The following is a 20,835-nucleotide window of genomic DNA, read 5'->3' as shown; positions in this document are numbered from 1 at the left end:
CTACAAATTATGCGTAATTCCTTCTTTTAAATACATGTATACCAAATTTTTGTCGAAAAATTCCCCTGTCCACAACTTGAAAGAATAATTAGCTTGATTAAGTAGCATAAAAAGTCCATTAGAATACTTTATTCCATTCTTTTTCGCATGTTTTAAAAAAGTAGTTTCAAAAGGGTTGTAAATAAGGTCATATACAAATTTAGCTTTTGAAACCACTCTTTCGCTAACAGGTGAATCTTCCACATTTGGATACATTCCCATGCTTGTAGTATTAACAAGCATGGCTATTTCTGGTATTTCTTCTACTTCATTTATACTACAGTAATCGCACTGAACCTTAAATTCCCTTTTAATATATTCTGACAAATCTTTTGCTCTTTCAACACTTCTATTGGCAATTATTATCGAATCTATCCCTTTTAGAGCAAGAGCGACACAAACTGCCTTAGAAGCCCCACCAGCTCCTAAAACAACAGCTTTCCTCCCTTCAATTTTTTCTCCTACTTCTGTTAATGAGTCTATAAAGCCATAGACATCCGTATTATATCCTTTTAATATTCCTCCTTCATTGACTACAGTATTGACTGCGCCAATTTTTAATGCTTCTTCTGAGACCACATCTAGGTATTTAATTATTTTCTCTTTATGAGGTACAGTCACATTAAATCCTTTTATTCCTAAAGCTTTGGCTCCTTTTACTGCATCTTCAAGTTTTTCTGGCAAAACGTCAAAAGCAGTGTAGACACAATTTAAATTTAAAGACTTAAAAGCGTAGTTATGTATTAAAGGGGATAAACTATGTTCTACAGGATGACCTATAAGACCATACAATTTAGTACTTGAATTAATCTCCATATCTCTCAATCCTTTTAAGTACATGTCTTTCCGCCCTTCTCATAAGCTTAGTCCATCCTAATTCCTCTTTCGATAAAGGCTTTACTAAAATAGTATATAAGCCTGCTCTTTTTCCCCCAAAAATATCAGTAAATATTTGGTCTCCTATCAAAGCAGTCTCATTAGGCTTAGCATCTAAAATCTTTAAAGCCTTTTTAAAAGCTCCTTTTCTCGGTTTAATAGCCCAAGCTATTCCAGGTACACCAACTTTTTCTTTAAATTCATTCACTCGCCTTTTAGTGTTATTTGAAATAAGGCAAATTTTAAATCCTTCTTCTTTCATTTTTTCCAACCATTCGATAGTTTGTTTATCAGGAAATTTTGATTTTTGAGGTACCAATGTGTTGTCAATATCTAAGACAAGACTAGTAATTCCTTTTTCTTTTAAAAAATCCAAATCAATTTGATAAATATTTTCCACTATCATATCAGGAATCAACTTTTCATACATATGTTCACCTCATTTTGTTAAAATTATATAATAAAAAAAAATAAACTGTCAATACAAACAGTTTTACATGGAAAGCTCTTTAAAAAGCTTATTTAAAGCCTTCTTTTCAATCCTTGAGACATAGGAACGAGATATACCAAGCATCTTTGCTATTTCTCTTTGAGTCCTCACTTTCCCATTGTACAGACCATACCTCATTTCTATAATTAACCGTTCTCTATTTTTTAAAACGCTGTTCATTTTACTGTACAACTTTTTAATTTGAAGTTTTTTCTCCACTTGCTCTGATATTTCATCTTCCTCTGTGCCAAGTACATCCATCAAAGATATCTCATTGCCCTCTTTATCAACACCAATAGGATCCTGTAAAAAAATCTCTCCTTTCATCTTTTTTTCCGCTCGTATAGACATAAGTATTTCATTTTCTATACATCTAGCTGCATATGTGGCAAGATGTGTACCTTTAGAGGAATCAAAAGTAGAAATTGCTTTTATAAGCCCTATTGTTCCAATAGATATCAAGTCGTCTATATCTTTACCAGTTCCACTGTATTTTTTTACTACATGGGCTACCAATCTCAAGTTCCTCTCTATTAAAATATTCCTCGCTTCCTCATCACCGTTTCTATAAGCTTCTAAATATTTTTTTTCCTCTTCTGGAGTAAGTGGATTGGGAAAAGAGTTGGTGTTTGTCAAGTAACCAAGATTTAAGATTTCCTTTACAATTGATGCCAAAATTGCAACAACAACTTCCCACATTGCCGCCACCCCTTTTTTCAACATTACACATCTATTATATGAGGTTTATACAAAATGGTGCACGTACATCAATATTTCATTATTTCCTCCGCTATTTCTTTAAAAAGAGGGGCAGCTTTAGTTCCTCCAGTATCTCCATTTTTTACAAAAATCGAAATTGCATATTTAGGCTTATCAAAAGGAACAAAACCTGTAAACCAAGCATGATATATATTTAGCTCCTTGCTAACTTCAGCAGAACCTGTTTTACCAGCACTGCCATAGGTAGTCTCAGCCCTTTTTCCTGTCCCTTCTTGGTCAATAACCACTTCTCTCATCATTCCTTTTAAAATTTTGGCTGTTTTTTCGCTTATCACTCTGTAAGACTTTTTCTGAGACAATTTTTCAATTTCTTTCCCTTCTTCATCAACTATTGCAGTCACTAAACGTGGAACATTCCTAACACCGTTATTAGCTATTGTCGCTGCGATATCAGCTGCTTGAAGAGGCGTCATCAGCACATCTCCTTGCCCTATTGACAAATTCCCAATACCTGCTCCATAAGTATCAGACAATTTAGGCAATCTCCCTATTTGCTCAGGTATTGGCAGACCATCATCACTTTCTATTCCAAATTTTCTCGCCATCTCCAAAATATTTTTGGCCCCTGTTATTTGCCCAATCTTTATAAAAGTAGTATTGCAGGAAACTGCAAAACCTTTTACCATGTTTATTACTCCATGACTTTCTCCTTTGTAATCGTGAAATACTATTCCATTTATATCATAACTACCACTGCAATAAAAAGTATCCTGTAAATTCACTTTATTATATTCTAACGCTGCAGCAGCTATTACAATTTTAAAAATAGAGCCAGGTGGATACATTGAGACAGCTTTGTTTATAAATTCTTCGTTAGAGCTATTTAAATAAGCTTGAATATTATTTTGGTCAAAATTAGGCCTACTTGCCATTGCAAGTATATCACCTGTTTTTATATCTAATACCACTGCTGCTCCATCTACCATATTCTTGTCAAGAGCATCTTCTACTGACTTTTGTATGTGATAATCAAGAGTAGTTTTTACCCCCAAAACTTCTTTTCCAGAAGTTTTTAACCTTACTCCTAACCCTTTTATATAATCAGTATTATTCCCATCAGTAAACACTGCAATGCTATCTTCCCTTTTGCTATTTAAAATTTCATTAAAAGTATCTTCTAAACCCATCTTTTTCTCTCCTACATACCCTATTACATGTCTTGCTAAAGAATTTTGCGAATACCTTTGAGGCAAAGCTAACTTAAAAATGCCTATAGGTAATTTGTTGTTTGAGTTAAATTTAACTTCATATTCCACATAATCTTTTGCACTTTTTAAGGATTTTAACACATCCTCACAGTTTACTGCGGCAATTTCACTTATAACCTTAGCGGCTTTTTCTTTGTCAGTTAACATTTTAGGTATCGCAAATATATATTCTTTATATTCTCTATCAGTAAAAGGAATCATATTCCTGTCGTATATTTCTCCTCTTCTCTCCAAAATTTTAAAGCTTCTAATTTTTTGTTCCACTGCTTTTTGAGAATAAAAATCTCCTTTGATTACCTGAATGTAAAAAAGCCTAAAAATCAATGTTAACGTTAAAATTGACAAAACTACCCTCAAAAAAACAATCCTATAATTTCTATTTTCCATAAAACTTTGCTCCTTTCAGGAAAAAGTATTCCCAAAAGGAGCAAGTTTTAACCTAATTTTTAATTTCTCGACGCAGTATAAAAAATTCTTCTACAGGATACTTTACAGGAATTTTCACTATCATTTGAGGATGGGGAGCTACTTCAATCTCATTTCCTTCTTCATCCCACATTTTTTCAATTTGCTGCTCAAACTCTACTTTAGGACCCATAATCTCAATTTTATCTCCCACAAACATCCTATTTCTTTGCTCTACAACAGCAATTCCTGTATTTGGGTCATAATCTTTAACAATTCCTACAAAATCATGAGTCCGTATATATTTTGAAGACTCATAATTTTGAGCATCAGGACCTGGTTTGCCAAAATAAAACCCTGTGGTAAATCCTCTGTGACTTGCTTTAGAAACCTCTTCAAGAAGTTTTTTGTCAAAAACATAATCTTTTCCTTTTTCAAGGTAATCGTCAATCGCCTTTCTGTAAGCCCGTGTCACTACAGCAACATAGTAGGCACTTTTGTTTCTTCCCTCAATTTTAAAACTTGTAACTCCAGCCTCAACAAGTTCTGGAATGTACTCTATCATGCATAGGTCTTTAGAATTCATAATATATGTGCCCCTTTCATCTTCGAAAATGGGCATATACTCTCCTGGCCTTTTTTCTTCTACAAGATAATATTTCCACCGGCAAGGTTGTGCACATTCACCTTTATTAGAATCTCTTCCTGTAAGGTAATTGCTTAAAAGGCACCTTCCTGAGTAAGAAATGCACATAGCCCCGTGGACAAATGCCTCTAATTCTAAAGTTTTTGGTGTCTTCTCTCTTATCTCTTTTATCTCTTTTAAAGATAGTTCCCTTGCCAAAATTATTCTTTTTGCACCTAAATTATGCCAAAACAGAGCACTTTTATAATTCACATTATTTGCTTGCGTACTTATATGAACATCTACTTCAGGAGCTACTTCTTTTACAATAGAAAAAATCCCTGGGTCAGAAAGAATAATAGCATCTATGCCAAGGTCAACAACTGATTTAATGTATTCAGGCAATCCTTCCAAATCCTCATTGTGGGGAAAGATATTTATAGTAATATATGCTTTTTTTCCACTTTTCCTCACATATTTTATTGCTTCTTTTATCTCTTCAAGAGTCAAACCAACAGAAGCCCTTAAACTATAATGTTTCCCTCCAAAATATACCGCATCTGCTCCGTAATTTATAGCTATTTTTAATCTTTCCAAATCTCCAACTGGTGCCAAAAGCTCTAACATGATTATTCCTCCTTAAAGCTTACCGCTAATCCGTCTCCTAAAGGCAAAATTACCGTGTACAAAGTTTTATCTTGATATAATATTTCTATAAATTCTCGCATTCTGTACACAATAGTTCTTCTCTTATGTTTTACATTTTTCTCATTTACAACATATCCCTTATACAAAATATTGTCCCACAAGATTACGCCCTCTTTGCTTAAAAGTCTTTTCAGTTCTTTGTAAAATTCTATATATTGCCCTTTCGCCGCATCTACAAAAATCAAATCGTACATCTTAGTTAAATTTGGAAGAACTTGCTGTGCTTCTCCACAAATAAGCTCGATTCTATCTTCTACTTTTGCTTTCTTAAAATTTTCTTTAGCTATTTCAGCCAAATTTATATCCCTTTCAATAGTGACTACACTAACTTCTGAATAAGCTTTTGCCATTATTATAGTAGAATAGCCAATAGCAGTACCTATCTCTAATATATTGTTAGGCTTTTTTAGCTTCACAATAAAGCTTAAAAAATCAGCGACCTCCGGTTTTGCAATAGGGATATAATTTTCGTAGGCATATTTCTCCATCTCATCTAAAGGATATCCAAATTTATGAGCTATCCATCTTATAAATTTTATATCATTTGGAGTTATTTCCATAACTCAACCCTTTCATTTAGTATTATTATTTTCATTTGCTTCAATTTCTTTCTGAGCTTTTAAATGGTCTTCATAAGTTATACTGAAAATATGAGACCCATCTTTCTTTGCAACATAATAGTAAAAGTCATGCTTAGCTGGAAAAAGAGCTGCTTTAATAGATTTAAGTCCAGGATTACAAATGGGACCTATAGGAAGTCCATAGTGTTGGTAGGTATTGTAAGGGGAATCTACCTCCAAATCTTTGTACAAAAGCTTATCCTTGTGTTCCCCTAATGCGTATTGTACAGTAGCATCTATTTGTAGTTTCATATGTTTTTTCAAACGGTTGTATATAACACCTGCAATTAGAGGTCTGTCCTTATCTACCACAGCCTCTTTTTCTATCAGAGAAGCTATTATCACAATTTGATCAGGTGTCATTCCTACATATTTTGCATTATCCTTTATAGTACTATTATAAACTTGTTGAAACCTTTTAAGCATAATATTTATTATTTCTTTTTCGCCAGCCTCTATAGGTATTTGATAAGTATCGGGAAAAAGATACCCTTCTAATCTACTTGGTCTATCTTTAGGTATGTCTTTTAAAAAATCGTAGTTAAAAGTATCTTTTTGTGCAACTTCTAAAAATTTATCTTTATTTACTAAGCCTAATTGCGATAACTTATTGGCTATATCTTTAACAGAATAACCTTCCGGAATTGTCACTTTTATTGTATCCTTTTGTGCTTTACCTGCAAATATTTTTTCTATTATTTGATCAGTAGTCATGTTAGGGCTTAAAAGATATTTTCCTGCTTGTAATTTTCCATCAGCACCTAAAACTTTTGCTCTCCATATAAAAAACCACTCATTCTTAATTAAATTATTCTCCTTTAACACCTTAGCTATTTGCACGGTAGAATACCCTTTTGGAATATTTATAATCTTTTGAGGCGCATCACTTTTTGTAGTTACTGGTTGAAAAAAGCTTTGATAGTATACAAAAGCAGAGAAAAACAAAAAAATTATAGTCGTTATTACCACAGCAAATCTACTTTTTCTTTTGTATTCGACATTATTCATTACATTTCTCTCCCTTGGGTAGGTATACCTAAATTATATAATTAATTAAAAATAAAAACAAGTAAGCCTTCCGCTTACCTGTTTTTATAAAGAATACTTATCTTTTAATCTTTTGTATACTGCAATCACTACATACCCAAATACACCTGTCACAATAGCTTCACTTAAAGCGATATACAAAGCTACAAGATAATAGGGCATTTTCGTGAAATAACTTACCCATATTGAAACAATAAGAGCATTTAGTATTATAGGAGGCAATATGCCTTTGTAAAAAGTTTTAGTTTTTGATGTAAGGTACGCAGCAAGTAATGTCACTAAACTTCCACCTAAAATATCGAGAAGTCCAAAAGGACTTCCTATATTGGCTAATAAACATCCTATAAAAACCCCCCATATTGCTGCCGGCTCTACCATGGGTAATACAACTAAAGATTCAGATATTCTAAATTGAATAGGGCCATAAGAAACACTGCCCAAAAGAATAGTAACAACAAAGTAAATAGCTGCAATGGCTCCTGCTTTTACAATGTACTTAGTATCTATTCTTTTCATCTACTTCATCTCCATCGGTTCCATGATTATTTTTAGTATATCATCCATTATCTTGCCAAGAGTGTATTCTAAAGACAAGTACGAACTTAACTCTGGATTAAGATTTAATATCTCCCATAGCTTTTCTAACACTTCTTTTTCTTTAGGATCCACTTTTTCACCTGACAACTCTTTAGCTTGAATCTCTAATTGCTTTTTTCTAAAATCCTCTAACATTTTCTTATTTTGCTCATTTTCATTTATTTTTTGATACGCCTCTTTAAAAGCTTTGTATTCTGGCAACTGTCTTATGGCATTAGCCAGTTCATAAGCTTTGTCGTAGACGTTCATATTTAAGAGCCTCCTGGTTAAATTTCCATTATGATTGGCAATATCATAGGATTTCTCTTAGTTTTTTCATATAAGAAGCTGCTTAAATTGTCTTTTATCATTGATTTTATAGTAGCCCATTCGCTAACTTCCTCTTTCTCACACTTTGATAACACATCTCTGACAATATTTTTGGATTCCTCCATTAAATCCTCTGATTCTCTCACATATACAAATCCTCTGGAAATTATGTCGGGACCCGCTATAATTCCTCCAGTCTCTTTAGAAATAGTAACCACCACTACTAACAAGCCATCTTGAGCCAAATGTTTTCTATCTCTTAAAACGATATTCCCTACATCTCCAACTCCCAAGCCATCTACCAACACTTTCCCTGCTGTTACTGTTCCTGCAATCCTTCCAGAATTTTTTGTAAACTCTAATACTGTCCCATTATCTACTACAAAGATATTTGGGGGAGGCATTCCTAAAGTCTCTGCAAGCTTAGCATGCTGAACTAAATGTCTGTATTCTCCATGAACAGGAATAAAAAATTTAGGTTTTATTAATGTATGAAGTAGCTTAATCTCTTCTTGACAGGCGTGACCCGATACGTGAATATCTGCCAATGCTTCATAAATTACATTGGCACCTTTTTTAAATAATTGGTTGATGACGCGAGAAATAAGTTTTTCATTTCCCGGAATAGCAGAAGCAGAAATTATCACTGTATCTCCCGGTACAATCTCTACTTTTTTATGCTCAGAAGAAGCCATTCTGGTAAGAGCTGACATAGGTTCCCCTTGGCTGCCTGTCGTTATAATGACAACTTTATCATGAGGCAATTTATTGGCTTCATCAATATCAATCAAAAGGCCATCAGGAACAATTAAATAGCCTAATTCCATCGCTACATTAACTACATTTAACATGCTTCTGCCTGAAATAGCAACCTTTCTTCCATACTTGTGCGCAGAATCTATAATTTGTTGAACTCTGTGGATGTTAGAAGCAAAAGTTGCCACTATGATTCGTTGTTCTGCTTTTCTAAATATACTGTCAAAAGTCTCTCCCACTGTCCTTTCTGACATGGTATAACCCGGTCTTTCAATATTGGTACTATCACATAGCATTACTAGTACACCTTTTTCCCCTAACTGGGCAAAGCGGTGTAAGTCTGGTATTTCTCCCCCTATAGGGGTAAAGTCTACTTTGAAATCCCCCGAGTGGAAAACCGTCCCAACAGGAGTATGAATAGCTAAAGCCGCAGAATCTGCAATGCTATGAGAGGTTCTTATAAACTCCACTTTAAACTGACCAATTTCGACAATCTCTCTTGGCTTCACCGTTATCAATTTACTATCTTTTAAAATACCATGCTCTTTTAACTTATATTCTACTAAACCTATAGTCAGACGAGTCCCATATACAGGAACATTAAGTTGCTTTAAGACATATGGTAAAGCTCCAATATGGTCTTCATGACCATGTGTTAAAACAATTGCCTTAACCTTTTCCCTATTTTTCAATAAATAAGTAATGTCGGGAATGACCAAATCTATTCCCAACATTTCATCATCTGGAAAAGCGAGACCGCAATCCACAACTATAATGTCGTTTCCGAATTCAAAAACAGTCATGTTTTTGCCGATCTCATTTAACCCGCCCAAAGGAATGATTTTAAGTTTTGCCTTGTGTGCCAAATACTTATCTCCTTTCATTAGATATTTTTAGCTTTAATTTTATTTTCCCCCAAAAACCCAAAAAAACTTACCCGTACCTTACACCAGTTAATATTAATTATACTTTATTTGAAAAAATACTTCAACCCTATTAATGTAAATTATTTCTTAAACAAAATCCAAAATCTCACTATAAGTTTAATTATACCTGCTCCTACATTTGCTACAATAACCAAAAAATTTCACATTATGATCTATTATTTCAAAATCTTTAGTCTCTTCTATTGCCTCTTCTAAATTCTCCAAAAGGTCTCCTTCCATTTCTATAACTGCTCCGCATTTTAAACAAATCAAATGATGATGCTGATGGTTTTCATTATGATATAGCTCGTATCTATTTCGACCATCGTCAAAATTTAATTTATAGACAATACCTAATTCCTCAAATAACTGAAGGGTCCTATAAACTGTAGCAAGCCCTATTTCAGGATATTTTAGCCTTACAAGGTCATATATTTCCTCAGAGGAAAGATGTTTATCCCTATTTTCCATAATGACGTCCAATATCACACGCCTTTGAGTTGTCAACTTATATCCCTTATCTTTTAATTTTTCTTTAAATTTTTCAATTTCATTCATCTAAATCACCGCCAAATAATATCAACTAATATTAGTTTATGATATTCATTTTCAATTGTCAAATATTTTTTTCGATTTTTTAGTAAATATCAAATTTTATAGTGGACAGAGATATTTCAATTGAGAATCCAATTTCCCTTTTACATAGAAATTAAATTTTGTGGGTATATAAAATTAAGATATACCAAAACGGTATATCTTAATTAATTTCATTCTAATTTTAATTTACTCTTCATCGTCAAAATCTTCATCATCATAATATTCTTCATACTCTTCCATCAGCTCATTGTATGCTTCGACAGCATCATTGAACTCATCTTCGTCTTCAATCCCTACAAAAATATCATTGCCATTTTCATCTTGTTCCACTCTCAGGATGTAAGCATCTTCTCCATCACCATCGACAGGGACCACAACTGCATACCTGGTATCGTCAAGGTCAAATGATGCTACAAGTTCGAAGTCTACTTCATGGCCGTGCTCGTCGATTAGCTGAATGATTTCTGGTTCCATACTATTTCACCTCAATTCTACTTCAAGATAATGTAATTGTATAACATACCAAAAAGACTGTCAAGTTTTTAATAAAAATTTATTTATTTTTTTGTGAATCTAAGTAGTTCTGAAGTATAAGAACTGCAGCCAGCTTATCAATTACTTCTTTTCTCTTTGCCCTACTTATATCAGCTTTTTCTATTAAAACCCTCTCCGCTTCTACTGTAGTAAGCCTTTCATCCCACAATATTATTGGTATATTAATAGCTTCCTTCAAGTGTTCAACAAATCTCACAACTTTTTGTCCTTGTGGCCCCAAAGTGCCATTCATATTCTTAGGTAATCCTACAATTATCATTCCCACTTCATATTCATTTATTATTTGTTTTATTCTCTCAAAATCTTTTTTGTTACTACTTCTTTTAATAGTAGTAAGTCCCTGTGCAATTGTGCCTGATAAGTCACTGATAGCTACCCCGATTGTTTTATCACCCACATCTAAACCCATAATCCTCAAAGAAACCTCTCCATTCTAAAATTGCCTCACACAAAGTGAGGCAATTTCATTTTTCTTATTTTTGGGAAGACAAATACTCTCTCAAAAGTTCTTCTACTAATTCATCTCTTTCAATTTTTCTTATCAAATTTCTCGCATTTTTATGGCTGGTTATATAAGTAGGATCCCCAGACAATATATAACCTACTATTTGATTAATTGGATTATAACCTTTTTCAGAAAGTGCTTCATACACTGCTGTCAATATCTCTTTAACAGTTTTTCTATCAGTTGTAACGTGATACCTCAGAGTCTGTTCGTTTTTATCTACCATAATATATCACCTCTAGATACATTTAACTACCATCAACTTTATAATAACCTATATTTACTTGGCTAGTCAAGCTTTTCTCAATTTTTTAACTGTTCTTTTACAATATCTATCGCTTTGTTTAACGCTTCATCTACCTTAGATAGATTTTTGCCTGTTCCTTGAGCCATGTCTGGTCTTCCACCGCCATTTCCTTCAGATACTTTGCACACCTCTTTAATAATAGCTCCCATGTCTATCCCTTTTTGAACAACATCTTTAGTAGCCATACCGACAAATATAGCTTTTTCTGGGGTAGAAGATGCTAATACTACTGCAGCAATTTTTAATTTATCTTTTAAAATATCTCCTAATGCCTTCAAAGCCTCACTATCATAATCTTCAACCTTTGAAACCACTACTTTTATACCATCTAATGAAATAGCAGAATTGATTAAACTATCAGCCAAAATAGAAGCCATTTTTATTTTTAATTGTTCTATCTCTTTATCTTTTGTCTTTAAAACTTGCTGCAAACTCTCAATTTTTGAAATTATCTCTTTATCTTGGACTTTTAATAAATCAGAAGCCTCTTTTAATATTTCTTCTTTCTCTCCTAAATATTTTATTGCAGCAAGTCCTGTTAAAGCTTCAATTCTTCTTAAACCTGCACCAACTGCACTTTCAGATACAATCTTAAAAATCCCTATTTCGTTAGTATTTTTAACATGAGTTCCACCGCAAAGTTCCATGCTGTAATCATCAATTTTTACAACCCTTACTTTATCACCATACTTTTCTGTAAATAACGCAACAGCCCCTTCTTTCACTGCCTCATCATAAGTTTTTTCTTCAATATGAACATTTAAACTTTGGTATATCTTTTCATTAACCCTATTTTCTATTTGCTTTAGCTCTTCTTTAGTCACCGCTTGATAATGTGAAAAATCAAATCTTAATCGATCATCAGCCACAAGAGAACCAGCTTGATGAACATGGTCGCCTAAAATCTCCTTTAGGGCTTTATGAAGAAGATGAGTTGCAGTGTGGTTTCTTGCAGCATTCCTTCGACTTACCACATCAATTTGAGCTTTTACTTCATCTCCTACTGAAATTAAACCTCTTTCAATTGTTCCAGTGTGTATAAACTTATCTCCTATTTTTTTACAGTCATTTACTTTTATCAAAGCATTTTCATTCTCTAGAACTCCCTTGTCTCCTATCTGCCCACCACTTTCAGCATAGAAAGGAGTAACATCTAATATGATACTCACATCATCTCCAGCTTCTGCTTCCTCAACAAGCTCTTCATCTTTTACAATAGCTAAAACTTTTGAATCGCTTTCATAAGTATCATATCCCACAAATTTTGTTTTAATATCTCCTAAAGTAGAATATATGTCTTGTTCCCACAAACTATTATCTTCTTTTCTGCTGCTTCTCGCTCTTATCCTTTGTTTCTCCAACTCCTTTGTATATCCTTCTTCATCAACAGTAATGCCAGCTTCTTGCAAAATTTCTTTTGTTAAATCCAATGGGAACCCATAGGTATCGTATAGTTTAAAAGCTTTAGAACCTTCTAATACGGTTTTTCCTTGTACTTTTAGTTCGCTTATATAATCTTGTAAAATTGTAAGTCCTTGGTCTATTGTCTCCTTAAATCTTTCTTCTTCCAGTTTGATTATTCGCTTTATATAGTCCTTTCTCTCAATTATTTCAGGATATGCCTCTCCATAATTTTCTATGACTGAATCAACCACTTTATACAAGAAGGTATCGTTTATCCCCAGCAATTTACCGTGCCTTGCAGCCCTTCTTAAAAGCCTTCTCAAAACATAGCCTCTTCCTTCATTAGAAGGCAGAATTCCATCTGATATCATGAAAGTTATCCCTCTTATATGGTCAGTGATAACTCTCAAAGACACATCTTTTTCTGCATCTTTTCCATATTCTACTTCCGCAATCTTAGACACAAAATTAGTAATGCCTCTTATTACGTCTACATCAAATATGCTGTCGACTCCCTGCATTATTGTGGCTATCCTCTCAAGTCCCATGCCTGTATCAATATTTGGATTTGGCAACCTGTGATAATTTCCTCGTTCGTCTTTATTAAACTGGGTAAAAACTAAATTCCAGAATTCAATAAACCTATCGCAATCACAGCCAACTCCACAAGTAGGCTTCCCACAGCCTTTTTCTTCACCTCTGTCAAAATAAATCTCTGAAGAGGGGCCACAAGGTCCTGTGCCAATCTCCCAGAAATTATCTTCTTTCCCCATCCTCACAATTCTTTCAGGAGGTAACCCAACTATTTTATTCCAAATCTCAAATGCTTCATCGTCTTCCTCATAAATTGATACCCATAACCTGTCAACTGGCAACTTCAAAATTTCTGTTACAAATTCCCAGGCCCACGGAATAGCTTCTTTTTTGAAATAATCACCAAAAGAAAAGTTACCCAACATTTCAAAAAAAGTACCGTGACGTGCTGTTTTACCCACTCTTTCAATATCCGGTGTCCTTATACATCTTTGGCAAGTAGTTACTCGTTTGCTGGGGGGAGTTTCTTTTCCTGTAAAATAGGGTTTTAAAGGAGCCATTCCAGAATTAATTAATAATAAACTTTTATCATTTTTAGGAATTAGAGAAAAACTTGGTAGTCTCAGGTGCCCTTTGCTTTCAAAAAAGCTTAAAAATTTTTCTCTAATTTCGTTCATCCCGAGTTTTTCCATAAAAATCCTCCTTTTTGATACAATCGAGTAGGAGCTGAATAATTATTTTATTCAGCGTCCTCTCACACCACCGTACGTACCGTTCGGTATACGGCGGTTCATTAGGAATTGTGTACAATTAGATATCTTTGGGATAAACTCTTATAACCTATGCTTTCAAAGTATTTATTTGTAAGAGTCTTATTTAGGATTGGGCTATTGGATATTCTCCAGTAGCCTTTCCTTGTATTGGCGTATTCCCAGGCTTTTTGTTCTTCTACTCCTAGTTTTACTAAGTTATCATGCTTCGTTTTTATCTTCTTCCATTGTTTCCATATACATGCCCTTAGTCTTCGCCTTATCCATTCGTCAAGGGTTTTCATTATGCTTTTCGCGTCTGCTAATCCAAAATAGTTGACCCATCCTGTTGTTATTTGATTTAGTCTTTTTATTCTGTTTTCCATGCTTATTCCCTTGTTCCGATTGGTTATTTCTCTTACTTTTTCCTTAAACCTTTTGATGGATTTTTCATGGATTCTTATTCTTACTTCGTTTTCTTTTGTATAGAATGAAAATCCAAGAAATTTTCTTCTCCATGGTCTATCTACAGCACTTTTGCTTCGTTGACTTTTAGTTTTAATTTGCTTTCTATGAATTTCTTTATGCTCTTCATTACTCTGTTTCCTGCAGACCTGCTTTTTACATATATGTTGCAGTCATCTGCATATCGGCAGAATTTATGCCCTCGTTTCTCAAGTTCTTTGTCTAGTTCGTCCAACATTATGTTTGCTAATAGGGGACTTAATGGCCCTCCTTGGGGTGTCCCTTCTTCTGTTGATACTTTGATTCCGTTTATCATTACTCCTGATTCTAGGTATCTTCGTATTAACTTTAGTACCCTTTTATCTCCTATCCGCTTTTCTAGTTTGGACATTATTATGTCGTGGTTTACTCTGTCAAAGAACTTTTCTAAGTCCATATCTACAACCCATGTGTATCCTTCATTTATGTATGCTTCTGCGGCTTTTATTGCGTCTTTTGCACTGCGTCCTGGTCTGAATCCATAACTGCTATCTGAAAATGTATGGTTGTAGACTTTATTTAGTATTTGGGCTATTGCTTGTTGTATTAGTCTGTCTAGTACTGTAGGTATTCCTAGTAGTCTTACTCCTCCATCTGGTTTGGGAATTTCTACTCTTCGCACTGGTTGTGGTTTGTATTTCCCCTCCAGCAGTTGTTGTTTTATGGTTGCCCAGTTTTCTTTGAGATACGGTAGAAGTTCATCTACTTCCATCCCATCGACTCCATGGCTTCCTTTATTTGCAACAACGCGCTTGTATGCTGCTTCCATGTTCCTTCGTTCTACTATCATTTCAAGCATCTTGCTGGTATATCTTTGTACTTCGTTTCTTCCATCTTCCGACGCCGATGATATACTATGCACTTCCGTTGTCTTTTGAAATTCCATTTCTCTATTCAACGGATAGCCTCTTGGTTGAGTTGTCTGCAGTCTCTGCATATCTTTCGAGTCCATAAGATTTCCAAAACCTCCTAACGTTCGGTCCTTCCTTATCTATTCATGTCTAGATAAGTACTATGACCTCTGCTGACTTCTCAAGGTTCAGCCATACATCACTGCATGGGTTGTCACTTCAGATTTTACTTCCATGACTTATCCTTGAGACCTCCCCGGGTAAGAACGATAACTTTCATCTCATATATCTGCCAGATTTACTGTATGGGATTCGGGTAGTGTTGGACTTCGTTTTGTTACGCAAACTCATCCACCCCAATTCAGCCTCTTATCTGGTTCTTGTTCATCAGACCGAGATTTTGCCTTAAGCTTCCTTCAGATTCCACCTCACGATGGACACCCTTGCTCTTGGCTAGTGGTTCCCACTACCAAGCCCACAGCGGACTTTCACCGCCTAGTTATCGCCCATGCCGGGCGCACATAAAAACCGTCCCAAATTGGGGACGGGCTTTTACCCGCTCTTTTTTGAGTATATTATACAAGATTGAATATAACAAGTCAATAACTGGTTTATTTCTCAATAAAAATTTCTGTTACAATAACTTTCCCTATTGCTACAACAGGCACAGATAATAAAAGCCCCCAGACGCCAAAAAGTTCCTCTCCTGCAATCAATGAAAAAATCACTGTAATAGGATGAAGCCCTACACTGTCGCTAATTATTTTAGGTGTTATAAAGGCATTTTCTATCTGTTGCACTAAAAGACACACAAGTAAAGCCCAAAAGCCTTTAGATAAAGAATCAAGGAGCCCTATTAAAACAGCAGGAATAATTGATAAGATAGGCCCTATGTAGGGAATTATATTTAATATTCCTGCCAATATTCCTATTAAAAAAGCATATTTAACTTTAATTAGAGAAAGGCCTATACTTGTAAAAATAGCAACAAAGATAGAAAGATATATTTGTGCTCTTATGTATTTACTTAAAATTTTGTCTATTTTTTTTAAAAGAGCAAAAAAACTATCATGATATTTGGAGGGAATCATTCTTTCAATTTCTTTTTCAAATACATTTTTATCTTTTAAAAGATAAAAAGTAATAATCGGTACAATTATCACGTCTATAATATCTTTTAATATTGCAACAGTAGATTTAAAAACCAAATCGACACGAGAGGCAAAAAGATTATTTAGGGCATTCAAATTTTTATCTAAAACTTTTTCAAATTGAGGTGGCAAATAAGAAAAATAGTTAAATTTTAGTTGAATCAAAATTTTTTGTAGTTCTTTAGTATAGAAAGGTATCATTTTCACAAAAATAACTATTTCATTTATCAACAAAGGGAGAATGTAAAAAGAAAAAAATAGTATTACCAAAGCAACAATTAAAAACACTAGAAGAATAGACAAAAAAGTAGAAAAGCCCTTTGAATTAAAAAATTTTACCATTGGATTTAATAAATAGGCTATTAAAGCGGAAACAAAAAAAGGGGAAAGTATATTTTTAATACTCACCCAATTCTTTATAAAAAAATACAATAAGCCTATGGCACCAATGATTAAAAAAAGTAGATACACTTTTTTAACTTGCATTTTATCACCTGAAAAATCTATCTAATTTTTATTTTGTTCATTGTACGCCATATTTTTGTCATATTTTTTTCTATCATATCTTTATAACGTCTATATTTTCTCATATCTATTTTGGGAATTATATATGCAGCAGCTACTATTCCTGCCAAAAATCCCTTTATATATTTGTCTCTATTCATAAAAGCCCTCCTTTGAAATCTAAAAAAGTTTCTGCTTTTTATAGATTTCCCTCTTTAAAATAAAAAATGCACACTTTTTGTGTGCACTATCTCACCTTTTTTTCAATTATTCCTCCTCCTACTACTACATCTTTATCGTAAAAGACAACTGATTGTCCTGGAGTTATAGCTCTTTGAGGTTTTAAAAATTTTACTAATACTTTATCTTCTTCATATGGCTTTATTATAGCCTCTTCTTCTTTAGCTGTATAGCGTATTTTTGCAGTTACCTTCATTTCCCTTTTAAGTTTTTCAATGGAAATAAAATTGTTATTTGAGGATATTAGCTCCTCTCCCCAAACATCTTCTTGATGTCCAACAACAACCACATTGTTTTTCACATCTATATCCACGACGTATAAAGGTCTATCAGAAGATAAACCCAATCCTCTTCTCTGACCAATTGTATAGTGTATTATTCCTTTATGATACCCTAAAAATTTACCGTGAACATCTCTAAATTCTCCTGGCTTTATTTCATCTTTAACTTGCCTTTTTATAAATCCGCTGTAATCATTATCTGGGATAAAACAAATTTCTTGACTCTCTGGCTTTTTAGCAACAGGTAGCTTTAACTCCTCTGCCAAAGCTCTTATTTCTTCTTTTTTGTAATTTCCTAAAGGGAAAAGAGCATGTTCTAACTGCTTCTGTGTCAAACGATATAAGACATAGCTTTGATCCTTAGAAGAATCTATACCTTTTTTTAATAAATATCTTTTTGTTTTTTCATCATAGTCTTTTCTGACATAATGGCCTGTAGCAATGTAATAAGCTCCCAACTCAAATGCTTTCTCTAGAAGCTCTCCAAATTTTATTTGCCTATTACACAATACACAAGGATTAGGAGTCCTTCCTTTTAAATATTCATTGATAAAATAATTTACTATTTTATCATAAAAGACTTCACTAAAATCAACTGTGTAATGAGGTACTCCCAACATCTCTGCAACTTTTTTTGCATCTTGTGTAGCTCTTAAAGAACAACAGCTCTTATCGCTATCAAAAGCTTTAGCTTCATGGTCTACCCATACTTTCATTGTAAGGCCTATAACATCAAATCCTTCTTTTTTTAAAAGATATGCAGCTACAGAGCTATCTACTCCTCCACTCATTCCAATTGCTACTCTATTGTTTATCTCCATATTATATATAAAATCCTCCCTTAAAAGTCCTAAAATTATTATTTCCCTAAATGTAATACATAAAAGCACTTTTTTGATTTAATCGCCTGTAATCATCCACCATATCCTGTAAAGTAATAGAGTCTATCACTTTATTTATACTGTCTCTTATTCTTTCCATCACCAACTTCGTCGGACAACCTCCTGCTCTGCTGCACTCAAAAGGAGTATCTTCCAAAACGCAATCTGCAGGAGCCAGTGATCCTTCCAATGTTCTTATCACATCTCCAACGGTTATCTTATCAGGAGGAGCTGCTAGCATATATCCTCCCTGTGCTCCTCTGACACTTTTCACAAGGTCAGCTTTTCTAAGAATTGCTATAAGCTGTTCTAAATAATGCTCAGAAAGTCCCTCATTTTCTGCTATAGTTTTTAAAGAAATCGGGCCCTCCCCGTAGTAAAGAGCTAATTCAAACATAGCTTGTATCCCATATCGACCTTTTGTAGATAGTTTCACGATTATCCACCCCTGAATTCCTACTATTTTACCAGGATTTCAACAAAAAGAATACCACTTAAAAAAGTGGTTGTCAACACTTAATTTTCTATAATTCTTTTGCTTTATCTTGCAAAGAACCCGGCATTATTTGCATTAGTTCTATTCTATTTCCATCAGGGTCTTCTATCCAATATTGATAATTTCCATCTGCCCCCATCATAGGCTGCCCCTTTATTTCCAAGCCTCTCTTTCTTAGTTCTTCTAATGTAGCAAAAATATCATCTACATGTAGACACAAATGTTTAAACCCTATCCTTTCATCTTCATCTTTTCCCTTGTCTATCCCTCTGGGGAAAAGTTCAATGAATTGTCCTTCCACCACTTTTAAGTACACAAGCATTAATTCTCCATTTTCATGGTTAAGCCTAAAAGCTTCTTTTAGTCCCAATTTGCCACAGTAAAATTCTAAACTTTCATCAAGGTCTTTAACTTTGTAGGCTACATGTCCTAACCCTATTATCACACTAAAACCTCCCAAAAATATTATTCCTTTTTATTTTTATTATAACAGTAAATTAATGTTTTTCATAATACAAAAAGAGGCTTATTTTTTACGCCTCTTTAGACTGTAGACAAACTTTCGTAAAGGAGATATTTTGCATAAGGAGCGACTTGTTACAAAGCGGTAACAAAACTTAGCAAGACCGAGGGTGGAGGCAGGGCCGAAGCCAAGGAGGGCGGAGGCGGGCACCTTAAGGCATGGATGCCGATTGTGCCCGGTACCCTGCCGGAACCCGAAGGTCGAGCTTTAGTTTTGTCGTTTTGGAACATCGGAGCGACGATGCAAAATATCTCCTTTGAATATTTTTTAACTTTGTCAACAAACTGAAGAGGCGTATTTTTTACGCCTCTTCAATGACTTTTTCTACATATTCAGATGTAGAGCAGGATAAAATCCCTCCATATCTCAGCTTGAACTTTATTATATCTCCTACCTTATACGGATATTGGGAATTTGTAACATTAACAATTAAATGGTCACTGCTTGAACCTATTAATTCAATAGAACTGTCCATAGGAATTAGGTCATTCATATTGACATCCTGTTTTCCTACAGCCAAAATTGCCCTTTTCATTATCCCTCTATCCACATATACTTGTCTTTCTCCAAAAGCGTCCATTCCTAATATACCTCGTGGATAAGAAGGTTTTTCTTTTAATTCGACTATCTGTGCTTCTAAAGTAAATACATCGTCATAAGTATGGGGAATTCTGTCTCCAAAAGCCGTTTCCCTACCTAAGACAATAGCTTCTCCTATTCTAAGTTGCGTTATTCCTCTTGGTATGAGACCATTTTGAACTAAGTACAGACTGCTTGAGTTTCCTCCTGAGACTATATCTAAATTCAAGTTGAATTTTTTGTTGATAGAATTTTTTATTTCCACAAGCTCTTCTAATATATCTGGCGTAGGAATAACCGAACCATAACAAGTTAAATTAGTACCTATTCCCCTTAATCTTATACCTTCTAGTTTTACTATTTGTTCTACTATTGGAATAACATCCTCTTTCAATACGCCCTCTCTCAAATCCCCTAAGTCTACCATTAGGATTATTTCATGAATTTTCCTTTGTTTTTTTGCCTCTTCTGACAGACTTTTTATTGTATCTATTTCTGAGTTTAGGCTTATATCTGCATATTTTATAACTTCTTCCACTTCACTTTTCATGGGAATTCGAAGAAGCATTTTAGGTACCGGTATGTGTTGTAATTTTTTTAAATTTTTAATTCGAGAATCTCCTAAAATTTCTACTCCACCTTTTACCATCGTCTGTGCTACTTCTGGAATAGCACAAAAAACTTTTGTAACACCTACTACCTTTATATTTCTCTTTTCACACAAATTAACGATAGTTTGCGTATTTTCTCGAAGTTTTTCTAAGTTTATTCTCAACAAGGGATACACT

The 20,835-nt window shown here is 34.0% G+C and carries 21 protein-coding genes and 1 pseudogene; all 22 read right to left on the bottom strand.

Annotation, left to right across the window (positions count from 1 at the left end):
- Entirely contained in the window at positions 1-855 is an 855-nt protein-coding gene (gene aroE / locus EB239_RS08760; RefSeq protein WP_042835449.1) for a shikimate dehydrogenase, read from the bottom strand.
- The gene (locus EB239_RS08755) at positions 845-1,345 is read right to left on the bottom strand and encodes a YqeG family HAD IIIA-type phosphatase (RefSeq protein WP_003869808.1); all 501 of its coding nucleotides are present in this window, start codon (positions 1,343-1,345) and stop codon (positions 845-847) included. The genes aroE and EB239_RS08755 overlap by 11 nt, the downstream gene beginning before the upstream one ends.
- A 63-nt stretch (positions 1,346-1,408) precedes the next feature.
- Entirely contained in the window at positions 1,409-2,104 is a 696-nt protein-coding gene (sigK, locus tag EB239_RS08750) for an RNA polymerase sporulation sigma factor SigK (protein ID WP_003869807.1), read from the bottom strand.
- Positions 2,105-2,172: 68 nt separating this feature from the next.
- On the bottom strand, positions 2,173-3,780 hold the full coding sequence (locus EB239_RS08745; protein ID WP_003869806.1) for a peptidoglycan D,D-transpeptidase FtsI family protein: 1,608 nt from the start codon (positions 3,778-3,780) through the stop codon (positions 2,173-2,175).
- 52 nt (positions 3,781-3,832) lie between these two features.
- Positions 3,833-5,050, bottom strand: coding sequence for a peptidase U32 family protein (locus EB239_RS08740; RefSeq protein WP_003869805.1), 1,218 nt, complete (start codon positions 5,048-5,050; stop codon positions 3,833-3,835).
- A gap of 2 nt (positions 5,051-5,052) precedes the next feature.
- The gene (locus EB239_RS08735) at positions 5,053-5,691 is read right to left on the bottom strand and encodes an O-methyltransferase (protein ID WP_003869804.1); all 639 of its coding nucleotides are present in this window, start codon (positions 5,689-5,691) and stop codon (positions 5,053-5,055) included.
- A gap of 12 nt (positions 5,692-5,703) precedes the next feature.
- A complete protein-coding gene (mltG, locus tag EB239_RS08730) occupies positions 5,704-6,759 on the bottom strand; it encodes an endolytic transglycosylase MltG (RefSeq protein ID WP_003869803.1) in 1,056 nt (351 codons plus the stop codon).
- An 84-nt stretch (positions 6,760-6,843) separates the two neighbouring features.
- The gene (locus EB239_RS08725; RefSeq protein ID WP_003869802.1) at positions 6,844-7,314 is read right to left on the bottom strand and encodes a QueT transporter family protein; all 471 of its coding nucleotides are present in this window, start codon (positions 7,312-7,314) and stop codon (positions 6,844-6,846) included.
- A complete protein-coding gene (locus EB239_RS08720; RefSeq protein WP_003869801.1) occupies positions 7,315-7,644 on the bottom strand; it encodes a YlbF family regulator in 330 nt (109 codons plus the stop codon).
- 17 nt (positions 7,645-7,661) lie between these two features.
- A complete protein-coding gene (locus tag EB239_RS08715) occupies positions 7,662-9,326 on the bottom strand; it encodes a ribonuclease J (protein ID WP_003869800.1) in 1,665 nt (554 codons plus the stop codon).
- A 177-nt stretch (positions 9,327-9,503) separates the two neighbouring features.
- Positions 9,504-9,944, bottom strand: a complete 441-nt coding sequence (locus tag EB239_RS08710; RefSeq protein WP_003869799.1) for a Fur family transcriptional regulator — start codon at positions 9,942-9,944, stop codon at positions 9,504-9,506.
- 225 nt (positions 9,945-10,169) lie between these two features.
- Entirely contained in the window at positions 10,170-10,457 is a 288-nt protein-coding gene (locus EB239_RS08705) for a DUF1292 domain-containing protein (protein ID WP_003869798.1), read from the bottom strand.
- A gap of 79 nt (positions 10,458-10,536) precedes the next feature.
- Positions 10,537-10,956 carry a Holliday junction resolvase RuvX gene (gene ruvX, locus EB239_RS08700; RefSeq protein ID WP_003869797.1) on the bottom strand — a complete coding sequence of 140 codons (420 nt, stop codon included), beginning with the start codon at positions 10,954-10,956 and terminating at the stop codon, positions 10,537-10,539.
- Between the two features lie 55 nt (positions 10,957-11,011).
- Entirely contained in the window at positions 11,012-11,269 is a 258-nt protein-coding gene (locus EB239_RS08695; RefSeq protein WP_003869796.1) for an IreB family regulatory phosphoprotein, read from the bottom strand.
- A 77-nt stretch (positions 11,270-11,346) separates the two neighbouring features.
- Complete coding sequence (gene alaS, locus EB239_RS08690) at positions 11,347-13,980, bottom strand: alanine--tRNA ligase (protein ID WP_003869795.1); 2,634 nt, start codon at positions 13,978-13,980, stop codon at positions 11,347-11,349.
- Positions 13,981-14,081: 101 nt separating this feature from the next.
- Positions 14,082-15,493: pseudogene (ltrA, locus tag EB239_RS08685) on the bottom strand (group II intron reverse transcriptase/maturase).
- Between the two features lie 510 nt (positions 15,494-16,003).
- Entirely contained in the window at positions 16,004-17,029 is a 1,026-nt protein-coding gene (locus EB239_RS08680; RefSeq protein WP_003869794.1) for an AI-2E family transporter, read from the bottom strand.
- Positions 17,030-17,046: 17 nt separating this feature from the next.
- Complete coding sequence (locus EB239_RS14640; RefSeq protein ID WP_003869793.1) at positions 17,047-17,208, bottom strand: hypothetical protein; 162 nt, start codon at positions 17,206-17,208, stop codon at positions 17,047-17,049.
- 86 nt (positions 17,209-17,294) lie between these two features.
- Complete coding sequence (mnmA, locus tag EB239_RS08675; protein WP_003869792.1) at positions 17,295-18,389, bottom strand: tRNA 2-thiouridine(34) synthase MnmA; 1,095 nt, start codon at positions 18,387-18,389, stop codon at positions 17,295-17,297.
- 46 nt (positions 18,390-18,435) lie between these two features.
- Positions 18,436-18,885 (bottom strand): RrF2 family transcriptional regulator, encoded by a 450-nt coding sequence (locus EB239_RS08670; RefSeq protein WP_003868830.1) that lies wholly within the window; start codon positions 18,883-18,885, stop codon positions 18,436-18,438.
- An 88-nt stretch (positions 18,886-18,973) separates the two neighbouring features.
- A complete protein-coding gene (locus tag EB239_RS08665) occupies positions 18,974-19,390 on the bottom strand; it encodes a VOC family protein (RefSeq protein WP_003869791.1) in 417 nt (138 codons plus the stop codon).
- Between the two features lie 379 nt (positions 19,391-19,769).
- Positions 19,770-20,834: an ornithine racemase Orr gene (gene orr, locus EB239_RS08660; protein WP_003869790.1), complete on the bottom strand. Its 1,065-nt coding sequence runs from the start codon at positions 20,832-20,834 to the stop codon at positions 19,770-19,772.
- Position 20,835: the final 1 nt, after the last annotated feature.

The organism is Thermoanaerobacter ethanolicus JW 200 (assembly GCF_003722315.1).
GTDB classification, from domain to species: Bacteria; Bacillota; Thermoanaerobacteria; order Thermoanaerobacterales; family Thermoanaerobacteraceae; genus Thermoanaerobacter; species Thermoanaerobacter ethanolicus.
The sequence above is the reverse complement of the archived record's forward strand: the minus strand, read 5'-3'. Positions and strand labels throughout refer to the sequence as shown.

What these genes read in the sequence shown, in the direction of transcription:
- aroE (WP_042835449.1), bottom strand. Translation starts at nt 855, where the DNA reads ATGGAGATTAATTCAAGTACTAAATTGTATGGTCTTATAGGTCATCCT.
- EB239_RS08755 (WP_003869808.1), bottom strand. Translation starts at nt 1,345, where the DNA reads ATGTATGAAAAGTTGATTCCTGATATGATAGTGGAAAATATTTATCAA.
- sigK (WP_003869807.1), bottom strand. Translation starts at nt 2,104, where the DNA reads ATGTGGGAAGTTGTTGTTGCAATTTTGGCATCAATTGTAAAGGAAATC.
- EB239_RS08745 (WP_003869806.1), bottom strand. Translation starts at nt 3,780, where the DNA reads ATGGAAAATAGAAATTATAGGATTGTTTTTTTGAGGGTAGTTTTGTCA.
- EB239_RS08740 (WP_003869805.1), bottom strand. Translation starts at nt 5,050, where the DNA reads ATGTTAGAGCTTTTGGCACCAGTTGGAGATTTGGAAAGATTAAAAATA.
- EB239_RS08735 (WP_003869804.1), bottom strand. Translation starts at nt 5,691, where the DNA reads ATGGAAATAACTCCAAATGATATAAAATTTATAAGATGGATAGCTCAT.
- mltG (WP_003869803.1), bottom strand. Translation starts at nt 6,759, where the DNA reads ATGAATAATGTCGAATACAAAAGAAAAAGTAGATTTGCTGTGGTAATA.
- EB239_RS08725 (WP_003869802.1), bottom strand. Translation starts at nt 7,314, where the DNA reads ATGAAAAGAATAGATACTAAGTACATTGTAAAAGCAGGAGCCATTGCA.
- EB239_RS08720 (WP_003869801.1), bottom strand. Translation starts at nt 7,644, where the DNA reads ATGAACGTCTACGACAAAGCTTATGAACTGGCTAATGCCATAAGACAG.
- EB239_RS08710 (WP_003869799.1), bottom strand. Translation starts at nt 9,944, where the DNA reads ATGAATGAAATTGAAAAATTTAAAGAAAAATTAAAAGATAAGGGATAT.
- EB239_RS08705 (WP_003869798.1), bottom strand. Translation starts at nt 10,457, where the DNA reads ATGGAACCAGAAATCATTCAGCTAATCGACGAGCACGGCCATGAAGTA.
- EB239_RS08695 (WP_003869796.1), bottom strand. Translation starts at nt 11,269, where the DNA reads ATGGTAGATAAAAACGAACAGACTCTGAGGTATCACGTTACAACTGAT.
- alaS (WP_003869795.1), bottom strand. Translation starts at nt 13,980, where the DNA reads ATGGAAAAACTCGGGATGAACGAAATTAGAGAAAAATTTTTAAGCTTT.
- EB239_RS08680 (WP_003869794.1), bottom strand. Translation starts at nt 17,029, where the DNA reads ATGCAAGTTAAAAAAGTGTATCTACTTTTTTTAATCATTGGTGCCATA.
- EB239_RS14640 (WP_003869793.1), bottom strand. Translation starts at nt 17,208, where the DNA reads ATGAATAGAGACAAATATATAAAGGGATTTTTGGCAGGAATAGTAGCT.
- mnmA (WP_003869792.1), bottom strand. Translation starts at nt 18,389, where the DNA reads ATGGAGATAAACAATAGAGTAGCAATTGGAATGAGTGGAGGAGTAGAT.